This window comes from Bacillus sp. AFS001701 (genome assembly GCF_002559405.1).
Classification (GTDB): Bacteria; Bacillota; Bacilli; order Bacillales; family Bacillaceae_G; genus Gottfriedia.
Map to the genome: position 1 here is coordinate 17,741 of NZ_NTZO01000124.1, position 10,415 is coordinate 28,155.

Annotated in this window: 12 protein-coding genes; 5 read left to right on the forward strand and 7 right to left on the reverse strand. The window is 32.3% G+C overall.

Annotated elements, in window-relative coordinates; genetic code table 11:
• Positions 1 to 144 precede the first annotated feature (144 nt).
• Complete coding sequence (locus tag CN514_RS10285) at positions 145 to 738, forward strand: TetR/AcrR family transcriptional regulator (protein WP_176525857.1); 594 nt, start codon at positions 145 to 147, stop codon at positions 736 to 738.
• Positions 739 to 896: 158 nt separating this feature from the next.
• Positions 897 to 1,145, forward strand: coding sequence for a hypothetical protein (locus tag CN514_RS10290; protein ID WP_098232489.1), 249 nt, complete (start codon positions 897 to 899; stop codon positions 1,143 to 1,145).
• A gap of 34 nt (positions 1,146 to 1,179) precedes the next feature.
• On the opposite strand, the gene CN514_RS10295 is transcribed toward CN514_RS10290, so the two are convergent.
• Together CN514_RS10295 and CN514_RS10300 are read right to left on the reverse strand one after the other, a co-directional pair.
• The gene (locus tag CN514_RS10295) at positions 1,180 to 2,145 is read right to left on the reverse strand and encodes an ABC transporter permease (protein ID WP_176525858.1); all 966 of its coding nucleotides are present in this window, start codon (positions 2,143 to 2,145) and stop codon (positions 1,180 to 1,182) included.
• Positions 2,138 to 3,061: an ABC transporter ATP-binding protein gene (locus CN514_RS10300; RefSeq protein WP_098232491.1), complete on the reverse strand. Its 924-nt coding sequence runs from the start codon at positions 3,059 to 3,061 to the stop codon at positions 2,138 to 2,140. Before CN514_RS10300 ends, CN514_RS10295 begins: the two co-directional genes overlap by 8 nt.
• 109 nt (positions 3,062 to 3,170) lie before the next feature.
• Between CN514_RS10300 and CN514_RS10305 the strand changes: the two genes are divergently transcribed.
• Entirely contained in the window at positions 3,171 to 3,413 is a 243-nt protein-coding gene (locus CN514_RS10305) for a transporter suffix domain-containing protein (RefSeq protein ID WP_056468839.1), read from the forward strand.
• Positions 3,414 to 3,888: 475 nt separating this feature from the next.
• Here CN514_RS10305 and CN514_RS10310 read toward each other — a convergent pair whose 3' ends face one another.
• Positions 3,889 to 4,473 (reverse strand): LOG family protein, encoded by a 585-nt coding sequence (locus CN514_RS10310; RefSeq protein WP_098232492.1) that lies wholly within the window; start codon positions 4,471 to 4,473, stop codon positions 3,889 to 3,891.
• A 101-nt stretch (positions 4,474 to 4,574) separates the two neighbouring features.
• Between CN514_RS10310 and CN514_RS10315 the strand changes: the two genes are divergently transcribed.
• Complete coding sequence (locus CN514_RS10315; protein WP_098232493.1) at positions 4,575 to 5,567, forward strand: Gfo/Idh/MocA family protein; 993 nt, start codon at positions 4,575 to 4,577, stop codon at positions 5,565 to 5,567.
• A 310-nt stretch (positions 5,568 to 5,877) separates the two neighbouring features.
• Here CN514_RS10315 and CN514_RS10320 read toward each other — a convergent pair whose 3' ends face one another.
• From CN514_RS10320 to CN514_RS26455, 3 genes are all read right to left on the reverse strand, one after another.
• Complete coding sequence (locus tag CN514_RS10320; protein WP_098232494.1) at positions 5,878 to 6,309, reverse strand: hypothetical protein; 432 nt, start codon at positions 6,307 to 6,309, stop codon at positions 5,878 to 5,880.
• Between the two features lie 152 nt (positions 6,310 to 6,461).
• On the reverse strand, positions 6,462 to 8,342 hold the full coding sequence (gene abc-f, locus CN514_RS10325) for a ribosomal protection-like ABC-F family protein (RefSeq protein WP_098232495.1): 1,881 nt from the start codon (positions 8,340 to 8,342) through the stop codon (positions 6,462 to 6,464).
• Positions 8,343 to 8,459: 117 nt separating this feature from the next.
• The gene (locus CN514_RS26455) at positions 8,460 to 8,621 is read right to left on the reverse strand and encodes an RAxF-45 family protein (RefSeq protein ID WP_353652063.1); all 162 of its coding nucleotides are present in this window, start codon (positions 8,619 to 8,621) and stop codon (positions 8,460 to 8,462) included.
• A 152-nt stretch (positions 8,622 to 8,773) separates the two neighbouring features.
• Between CN514_RS26455 and CN514_RS10330 the strand changes: the two genes are divergently transcribed.
• On the forward strand, positions 8,774 to 9,172 hold the full coding sequence (locus CN514_RS10330) for a VOC family protein (RefSeq protein WP_098232496.1): 399 nt from the start codon (positions 8,774 to 8,776) through the stop codon (positions 9,170 to 9,172).
• 44 nt (positions 9,173 to 9,216) lie between these two features.
• On the opposite strand, the gene map is transcribed toward CN514_RS10330, so the two are convergent.
• Entirely contained in the window at positions 9,217 to 9,963 is a 747-nt protein-coding gene (gene map, locus CN514_RS10335; protein WP_056468854.1) for a type I methionyl aminopeptidase, read from the reverse strand.
• Between the last annotated feature and the right edge of the window lie 452 nt (positions 9,964 to 10,415).

Here is a 10,415-nt window from a genome sequence, read left to right on the forward strand (position 1 = left end):
GTTTTGAAATATTAAGTCTTGATTATTACAAAACTAGTATATACCTCAATTCTTAAAAAGAGAATATGTTTTGAAATAATTTTAATAAAATATTTCAAAACATGATATACTATTGTATAGATCATGACGGAGGTATCGATATTATTGGACGGATATAAAAAACGAACTCTGCAGAAGATGGAGAGCATTGAAAAAAGTACAACTAAATTATTGTCATTACCTTTAAATGATATAAAAATAGCAGATATTGCAAAGTTAGCGAATGTATCACAAGTATCTATTTACAATTATTATGGGAGTAAAGAAGCCCTACTAAAAGCTACAATTATTCGATTAATGGATCATCAATTCGAAGAAACAAAACAAATGCTTTCAAGTGATATTCCTTTTAATGAAAAAATTAAAGAATTATTTATTCGTAAGAAAAACGGTCTTGATATAATTAATCTTGAAATGTTTACAGCATTAATGAAAAAAGACCCTGAACTACAAGAATTAGTTTTAGATTTTACAATGAACAAATCATTCAAATTGCTGATTTCCCTAATCGATGAAGGACGTTCACTAGGTTTAGTTCGAAATGTGGTTCAAAACAAAACATTATTAATCTATATCCAAGTCTTGAGCCAAGCCTTTTTAAATATGGACCAAACAACCTCACAATATATCCAACAAAAAGAAGTAGTAGATGAAATTATGAATATATTCTTATATGGATTACTGAAACAAGAGGACTAAAATAGAGTAGTTATAAAAAAGGCATCTTTGCTTGGGCAAAAATGCTTTTTTATTTGGAATATTCTTCTAGTTAAACTTATCCATAGATTTGTATTATCTTACCCTTTTTGTTCATAGAATGAATTACTTATCTATATTTTAAACTCTTGGAGGAGTATATGCGCAAATCTATTCTATGGCTTAAAGAAAATTGCGATGAAATTAAACGAGGCCTAATTGGCGGATTTACTATTTTTAGTCTAGCTGTTATATTTTTCACAACCGATTCATCTGTAGAATACAACCAAAACGCATGTCTAAAATGGGAGTATAACAAATCTGCACAAGTCAACGTCTGTTCGATTTATAAAACATCTACTACTAACACTATTCCATACGGCTCAATGCTGAAGGAGAGATCAGAATAGAAAAAGGATAAGGCATGTACCTTATCCTTTTTTTCTATTGTCCAACTACGTCTCTCTTCTTAAAGAGCTCACCAGCAGTAACAAGAAATAACAAAATATAAATGACCAGTACTGCTATAGAAAATTCAATTCTCATGCCGTTTTCTATATTGATCCCCTTAGTGTAAACCGTTAAATCAGTGTGCATAAATGGTAAGAACTTAGACCAGCTTTTTGTTCTTAATAATGTTGCAATCACATCTGAAGTTGCTAGTAGGATTATGCTTATTAACAAAGAAATACTGCTTGTCCTTAAAACAGTTGATAGGAAATAAGCAACTGCAACAAAGAACAAGTATGGTAGTAGATTAATTAAGTAATCGTTTAGTAAACTTGGTAAAACACCTTGCTCTACTACATGGTTATTTACATATTGTAATACCGGTTGAGCACTAAAATTTAAGCCGTTCAAAGCACTACCTATAATAAATGAGTAGATGAGGATTGCAAAAGAAAAGATAAAATATAAGATCACCAAACTCAAAAATTTTGCATAATAGATCATTCGTCTTGTTGATGGTTTAACGAGCAAGAAATTAATCGTTTTCCATTGATGCTCTTTTGACATCATATTACTTGCAAAATATATAAGAAGGATTCCTATAAAGTTCGTTACGTTCGCACCTTTTTTCATAAAGTCCAGCACAGTGTGTTGTTGAATTGGTGAAATATTATGTGCAAGCCGATACTTATTGATCTCATATATCTCTTTTTGTTCTTTAGCAAATGCTGGTAAGTCTGAAGAGTTTTGCCCTGCTAATTCTTCTTCTATCTTTTTATTTTCTATATTTAATTCTGTTCTCCAGTTTTTCGCTTTTGCTGCTCCACTTTCCTTTTCTACATAATCCCATCTTCCTAGAACAATAATCGGGATAAATAGTAAAATTAACGTTATGATAAATGATTTTTGAACAAATATTTTACGTAATTCGTTCTCAATTAATCGAATAAAATTACTCAATGACATTTCCTCCTGTCAATTGAATGAACAAATCTTCTAGCCTTTCTTTTTTGCGAGTTACATAATAAATCTCTATTCCTGCCAGTACCAACTCTTTCATTAATGAAGGAATCTCTTCTTCATCAATTTCAAACATAATTGATCGATCATTAATAACCTCAAATTTGTACTTGTTATCTTTATTTGTAAAACTACTTTCAAAAGCTTTCGTACTTTTTACAACTATTTCAATAAATAACTTCTCACCACTTTTATCATTCAGATCAATTGATTCAACAAATTGACCATTTTGAATAATAATTGAGCGATCACAAATCAATTCGATTTCAGATAATAGATGACTAGAAAGTAGGATTGCTGTTTGTTCGACCTCAGCAATACGTTTTAAATAATCACGGATTTCTCTTACTCCAGCCGGATCCAATCCATTTGTTGGCTCATCTAAAATTAAAATTGAAGGATTATGTAATAACGCTTGAGCAATTCCTAATCTTTGCTTCATCCCTAAGGAATAGGTTGAAAACTTTTTATGTATGGCATTTGAAAGTCCAAGTAAATCAATAACCTCAAGAACTCTCTCCTTTGGAACACCTTCTAACATTCGAGCAAAATACATTAGATTTTTATACCCACTATAAAAAGGATAAAATGCAGGAGTTTCAATCATTGCTCCGATCTGTTTGATTGATTCTTTAAAGTTTTCCTTAATCGAATTGCCTTGGATATAAATCTCACCACTCGTGATACTCATAAGACCAACAATCATTCGCATTGTCGTCGTTTTTCCTGAACCATTTGGCCCAAGTAAACCTAATACTTCACCTTTATATAACTCAAAACTAATATCTTTAATAATCTTTTGGTTACTAATCGTCTTATTTACGCTTTTTAGCTCAAGAACAATATCTCGATTCATCTTGAGGCCTCCTATTTGTGCAATAATCTCTTACTAACTAAAAAGTTTTCCCCTTCCTTTTCTCAATAATTAATGCTATTCTCATGGAAGGAATTGAAAGGAGAACTTTATGAAAAGAATACCATATTACTTAGTATTTGGCTCATTTATCCCATATTTATTAATCTTTGCTTTACCCTTTTTACCTGTTTCTGGGAGCTTAAAAGCTGGTCTGATTGCTCTATTAGTTATTCTTGGAGAAGGAATGTTTTGGATTGGTGGAGTATTTGTAGGAAAAGATGTTATGACGAACTATCGTAAAAAATTGAGCCCAGCAAAATGGTTTAAAAATAGAAGAAAGCAAGAAAATTGATGGATAAAGGGATGCTCTTATAAAGAGCCCTTTTTTTTATGCAAAATATTGGTTGTGGATAGAGCGCAACATCATGTTAACTTTGTTGATAAAGTTGTGAACAATGTTTATAAAGTAGTAATTTTTTATTCATCAATTCATTGGATTCAAATTCAGGTGTATTTACTGTGTTGATAACTAGTAAAAACAGACTGAAAAGTTCGAACTTATACGGAAAATTGTTGATAAAGTTGTGAACAATGTTTATAAAGTAGTAATTTTTATTCATCAATTCATTGGATTCAAATTCAGGTGTATTTTCTGTGTTGATAACTAGTAAAAACAGACTGAAAAGTTCGAACTTATACGGAAAATTGTTGATAAAGTTGTGAACTTCCTTGCTCTAGAAACTCTCTAAATCTGCAAGAATTTGATTAAAACTCATAATAAAACGCAAAAAACCCACAAAATTGTGGGTAAACAAAGTACAAAAAAACTATTTGCCTTCTAATTGCTTCCATTTATTTTGCATAACTGGTGGCTCATAGTTTTGCATTAGTTTTAATAGGTCGTCTGCATTTTCTGCAACAACAAATAATGAAAGTGTATTCTCGTTCATAAATCCTTCTTTTACAGCATGTTTAAGTAAATCTAACACAGGGCTAAAGAAGTGATCAACATTTAATAAACCGATTGGCTTATTGTGGATTCCAATTTGTGCCCAACAAATAATTTCAAATAATTCATCGAAAGTACCAATTCCGCCTGGCAGTGCAATAAACCCATCAGACATCTCGTTCATTAAAGCTTTACGCTCATGCATTGATTTTGTCTCAATGAATTGCGTTAGCCCTTTATGGGCAACCTCTCCACGAAATAATCCACCAGGCATAATGCCAATGACATTTCCACCTTGTTTTAATACTTCATTTGCGATTTCTGCCATAATCCCTAGTCTTGATCCACCATATATTAAATCTATATTATTACTAGCAAATAAGGCACCTAGTTTTTTTGCTTGAAGACTAAATGACTCTCTATTCCCAAGATTTGAACCAGCATAAACACAAATTTTCTTCATAAAATGTCACTTCCTTCGATGTATTTTACTTTATTTTAACATATCTTTCGATTAGGATTGTAAAGATAAAGTTAACTAATTATTTTTTAGGAGTTGAAAAAATGAATTTAGGTACTATTGGAACAAGCTGGATTACAGAAAGTTTTATCGAAGCTTCAAAGGATAGTAAATTGCTTAATTTAACTGCGATCTATTCTAGAAATGAAGAAACTGCAAGAGCATTTGCTACAAAGCACAACGCTCTTAAGTTTTTTACGAATATTGAAGAATTAGCAACAAGCCCTGATATTGACGTAGTATACATAGCATCTCCGAACTCATTGCACTATGAACAAAGCATTTTATTATTAAAGAATAAAAAACATGTCATTTGTGAAAAACCAATTTTCTCAACAATTAAAGAGTTAGATCATGCCTTTAAAGTTGCAGAAGAAAATGGAGTTTATTTATTTGAAGCAATTCGTAACTTCCACTCACCAAACTTTACAGCTTTAAAAGAAGGTCTAGAAAAAATCGGCCAAATTAGAAGTGCTAATCTGCATTATTTACAATATTCTTCTAAATATGATGCATTCCTTAGAGGTGAGAATCCAAATGTTTTCTCTCCCGAATTTTCTGGTGGGGCATTAGTAGATTTAGGTGTTTATCCAATTTATGTAGTGATTGGTTTATTCGGAAAACCAGCCTCAGTAAATTATACACCTGTTAAATTGCGTACCGGTATAGATGGTAGTGGAACATTAGTGCTAAATTATGAAAACTTCACTTGTAGCATCCAATGCTCTAAAGTCTCTCAATCATATATTGAAAGTGAAATTACTGGTGAAATTGGGACTTTAGTTCTTGATAAACCATCTCCAATTTCAAAAATCACTTTGATTAACCATAAATCGAAGCAACGAGAGTCATTGGAAGTTAGCCAAGTACCAAATGATATGCTATATGAAATCCAAAATATAACTAGCATAATAAAAGAATCAAATCAAACAGAATATGAAAACTTGAAAGAGCTTAGCAAGCTAGTATTAACAGTAACTGAATCTGCGAGAAAGCAAGGCGGAATTATTTTTGGAGTAGAAAATAAAGAAAACTAGCCGATTGGCGAGCCTTAGGTGAAGACAGAGGCGTAGTTGCACTTATACTTAATTCCTAAAATTGGCAACTAACGTCGAGTTTTCTTCTGCGCTGCCAATTTATACTTTCTAGTGAAATTAATAAAAATACCAGTTATCCGATCAGTTGGATACTGGTATTTTTTCTTATTGCTTATAAAACATTAATGTTTTCTTCTGAAAATCAAAAAAGTAAACCTTGGTTAGCAATAAAATTGGCGAAATAACCCATTTGAGATATAGATTATTTATGTAGAAGCTGATTAAAAAGATTAATCAGCTTTATTATTTTTTAATATACAACAACCCATCCAACCCCTGGCACAAAGTACCATCTTCTACCATTCAGGATATAATATCCTCCATGCCAATAACCTCCTGGTCCAGGAAATCCATGTCCTGGTCCGTGTCCATGTCCTGGTCCGTGTCCGTGTCCATGTCCATGTCCTGGTCCGTGTCCATGTCCTGGTCCGTGTCCATGCCCATATCCTGGTCCATGTCCTTGTCCGTATCCTGGTCCATGTCCTTGTCCGTATCCTGGTCCATGTCCTTGTCCGTACCCTGGCCCATGCCCTTGACCTTGACCTGGTCCATGCCCTTGACCTTGACCTGGTCCATGCCCTTGACCTTGACCTGGTCCATGTCCTTGACCTTGACCTGGTCCATGTCCTGGCTGAGCATATCCTGGTCCAGGATATCGACTATATAGCTCATCAAAAATCATGTACTCACCACCTAAATAGAATCATATCCTTATAACTTATTAATTCTGATAAAGGCATGAGCAAGTACTAAGACATTTAACTAACTTTATTTATTTAATTGATGTTTTTGCCTATGAGTTTATCCTATATTTTAAATACATACTATAATTTATTATTCAATCCATTCTTCAAGTTCCTTATATAAAGCAATACTTTTTAAGTCTAACTCTTCTAGTTCTCGTTGATAATTCTGTAAAATGGTTAGATTATTTTCAATTAACATTTGTTTATTGATTTCACTGACTGCTTCTTCTAAAGAATAGATTTCATTTTCAATGTCTTCTATCGTTCGCATTTTTGTTTTTATTTTTACCGGTTTCGAATACGAATTTGTTTTAATTACTTTTTCTTTTTCTCTATTATTTCGATAGATCGTCATTTTTTCTTTTGCAATTTGGTATTCATCAATAAATTCGAAAAGCCCACCATTGTCTAGCCAATAAATTTTTGAAAATAGCTTATTAATGAAATAACGGTCATGCGAGACAGAAAGAATCGTTCCTTTGAATTTTTCAAGAGCGTCTTCTAATACCTCTCTAGATTCAATATCTAAATGGTTTGTAGGCTCATCTACGATTAATAAATTAATATCTTGATACATAAGTTGAGCTAATCTTAATCTCATTCTCTCTCCACCACTAAGTTGACTTACTTTGCGATAGACCATATAGCCATAAAATAAAAAGCCAGCCAATATATTACGTGCTTCACCTTCTGTAACATGTACTTCCTCTCTGAATTCCTGAAGTACTGTGTGATCTGAATGGACTGGTTCGTAATGTTGTGATAAATAACCGATCTTTACGTTACTACCCAGTTTAATTTTTCCTTCCTCGATTGATGACTGACCTAAAATCATCTTCAACAAAGTTGATTTACCCGTTCCGTTATCTCCTACAATAACTGCTCTTTCGCCATAGTATAATGAAAAGCTAAGCTGATTAAATAAAACTTTTTCCGCAAAGGATTTTGAAAGATTTTCTGCAACAATTACATCTTTTCCACTACGGCCAGATTCCTCTAACTGAAATGCCATTTTCTTTTTTTGTAAGACCGGGCGTTTTAATCTCTCAATTCGTTCTAGCGCTTTTTCCATACTTCTAGCTCTTCTGTGCAAACCTGCATTCGGTGGATTTGCTTGATTAGCCCATTCTCTTAAGCGTTTAATCGTTTCTTTCATTTTTTGTATTTTCTTTTGCTGCTCTTCATAAGCCTGGAATTCTTTTAGTAATCTTTCTTCTTTTTGAATAACATATTGTGAATAATTCGTATGGTAATCGTTAATTTCACCATCTTCTAATTCTAAAATATGATTGACTACCTCATCTAAAAAATAGCGATCATGCGAGATGACAATAATCGTTCCTTCATACTCCTTTAAGTATGAACCTAACCATTCAATAGCGGATAAATCTAGGTGATTTGTTGGTTCATCAAGTAATAGTAAATCAGGTTGTTGTAAAAGGACGATCCCTAATCCAATTTTTGTTTTTTCTCCACCACTTAAAGAAGCAAATTGTTTAGTAAGTAAGTCAGTGATTCCTAATCCATTAGCAATTTTCGCAAGTGAAGCTTCCATCTCATACCCACCGTTATTACTAAACTTCTCTTGTAATGATCCATAACTGACTAGCAATTGTTCTAAAGTATGTTCATCTACCGTATTAGACATTTTTAATTCTAATTGCTTCATTTCATTTTCTATTTTTCGTAATTCTTCAAAAACCGTTAATAATACATCCCTACTAGTCATCTCATCTGGAAAAACAGGAATTTGAGCTAAATACCCTGTTTTTAATCCTTTTTTAAAATGAATTGAACCAGTATCAGGTGCTTCTATACGCGTTAAAAGTTTAAAAATACTAGTTTTACCACTTCCATTTGCTCCAACTATACCTACACGGCTACCTTGATGTATTTGAAATGATAATTCTGTAAAAAGTGAGTTCCCACCAAACATTTTTGAAATTTTTTCTATACTACATGCAATCATGATATATTCTCCTTCTATTTACCGCATCAATCCATAGAAAAAAGCCATAGACTAATGAACCCATCCATGGCTTAAATAATGATTTAAATAGAAGTGTGTAATCACACGATTATTTTATCAATTGAAGTCGTAGGAAAGAGTACGTTTTCGTTTTATTTGAGTTGCTAAATTGTTAAAAATGGACAGACCTATCCCGTTAGCAGCTAAAAACGCAAATTTTGCACGACAATAATATAAAAATTCTATCATTTGTGCGCAAACCATTTGAAAACGTAACATCTTTTCTACACCTCCTTTTCGAACTTAAATTTATTTAAATTATAAAATATTTTAACTTTTAGCACAATACCTATTCTATTTGGCTATACTTAAAACTGTGACTTATTGTTCGCAATTCATACATAAATATTCAAAAGAAAGAGGAGAAAAAAATGAAAAATATTTTACCTCATATTTACGTTGAAAACTGCAAAGAAGAACTAGAGTACTACAAACAAATCTTTGGTGGAGAAATTAAAAACACACAAACCGGCGATGGTATGGAAATGTTTAAAGGGCACGAAGGAAAATACATACACGCAGAATTACACATTAATGAAAATTGTGTAATTTATTTTGCAGACGCATTTAGACCATTAATAAAAGGTGACAATGTTTGGACAACACTAGACATGAGTTCTGAAGATGAAATTAATTCAATTTATGAAAAGTTATCAAAAGACGGAGAAATTCATATGGAACTTCAAGATACATTTTGGAATTCTAGATTTGCTGTTGTAAAAGATAAAAATGGATTTACTTGGGAGTTAAATTATTCTAAGCAAATGTAACCGAAAAAAAGCGAAGAACTTAAATTCTTCGCTTTTCCTATTTCTTAAATCTGAGTTAAGATGATTGGCTCTCCTTTTGTTACAACAATTGTATGTTCACATTGGGCAACTAAACTCTTATCTGGCGTCACAAATGTCCAGCCATCACCTGACTCGATAATATGATCTGCATTTGCAGAGATAAATGGCTCCACTGCTAATACAAGTCCGTCTTTTAATAAGGCTTTATCCATTGGATCGAAATAACTTAATATATGTTGTGGGCTTTCATGAAGGCTTTTTCCAATTCCGTGGCCTGTTAAATTTTCAATTACATTTAAACCATTTTTACTTGCTTCATTATATACTGCTCTTCCAATTTGGTTTTGCTTCGAACCTGCTTTCGTTTTTTTCATTGCAGCCCAAAATGCATCTTCAGCAACTTTACAAAGCTTCTCTTTTAGTAAGTCACCTTTCCCAACTACGAAAGAGATTCCAGTGTCTGCATAGTATCCGTCTAATGCTGCTGACACATCGACATTAACTAAATCGCCATCTTGAAGTACTCTGTCTCCTGGAATTCCATGAGCTACTTCTTCGTTTACACTAATACATGTTGTGCCAGGAAAATCATACTCTTTTTGTGGAGCTGAAGTTGCACCATGCTCTTCTAAAACTTGTCTTCCGATTTCATCTAATTCTTTTGTTGTCATTCCAACGACAGCTCTAGCTTTCATTTCTTCTCTCGCTAACGCTACGATACGACCGATTTTTCTTAAAGCTTCTAATTCTTGTTCATTATTGATAATCATTTTACTGCTCCTGATTCTATTTAATAATTTGACTTTCTTATATTATGCCATAATATTACTATGTTATAGTCTTTTAAGCACTTATACAAGACAAAAAAGGCAGGATTAATGGCAGGAGGTTAGGATACAAGAATGATTTTTAAAAACTAAGGCACTTAGTTTATCCCCATAATCTCAACAAAAATTATCTAATTTACCCTTGAAAGGTCATTCTAATAGAATACGATTGGGTATACAACAATAATTTCTAAATTATGGATTTTTACTAAATAACATACGATTTTCATTTTCCTTTCATAAAACTTGTTTACATTATATTTAAATCCAGTAAGGAGGATTATGAAATGGAATCAATTGAACAAAAGCATATAAATAAGAAAATAAGTCCACCAATAGAAAATATGTTAAAAAAAGTTCCAGAGGTAACAATATTTTTCTGGATTACTAAATTA

Excerpts from the sequence above, each read along its gene's own strand:
- CN514_RS10290 (WP_098232489.1), top strand. The coding sequence starts at position 897 with ATGCGCAAATCTATTCTATGGCTTAAAGAAAATTGCGATGAAATTAAA.
- CN514_RS10300 (WP_098232491.1), bottom strand. The coding sequence starts at position 3,061 with ATGAATCGAGATATTGTTCTTGAGCTAAAAAGCGTAAATAAGACGATT.
- CN514_RS10305 (WP_056468839.1), top strand. The coding sequence starts at position 3,171 with ATGAAAAGAATACCATATTACTTAGTATTTGGCTCATTTATCCCATAT.
- CN514_RS10310 (WP_098232492.1), bottom strand. The coding sequence starts at position 4,473 with ATGAAGAAAATTTGTGTTTATGCTGGTTCAAATCTTGGGAATAGAGAG.
- CN514_RS10315 (WP_098232493.1), top strand. The coding sequence starts at position 4,575 with ATGAATTTAGGTACTATTGGAACAAGCTGGATTACAGAAAGTTTTATC.
- CN514_RS10320 (WP_098232494.1), bottom strand. The coding sequence starts at position 6,309 with ATGATTTTTGATGAGCTATATAGTCGATATCCTGGACCAGGATATGCT.
- abc-f (WP_098232495.1), bottom strand. The coding sequence starts at position 8,342 with ATGATTGCATGTAGTATAGAAAAAATTTCAAAAATGTTTGGTGGGAAC.
- CN514_RS26455 (WP_353652063.1), bottom strand. The coding sequence starts at position 8,621 with ATGTTACGTTTTCAAATGGTTTGCGCACAAATGATAGAATTTTTATAT.
- CN514_RS10330 (WP_098232496.1), top strand. The coding sequence starts at position 8,774 with ATGAAAAATATTTTACCTCATATTTACGTTGAAAACTGCAAAGAAGAA.
- map (WP_056468854.1), bottom strand. The coding sequence starts at position 9,963 with ATGATTATCAATAATGAACAAGAATTAGAAGCTTTAAGAAAAATCGGT.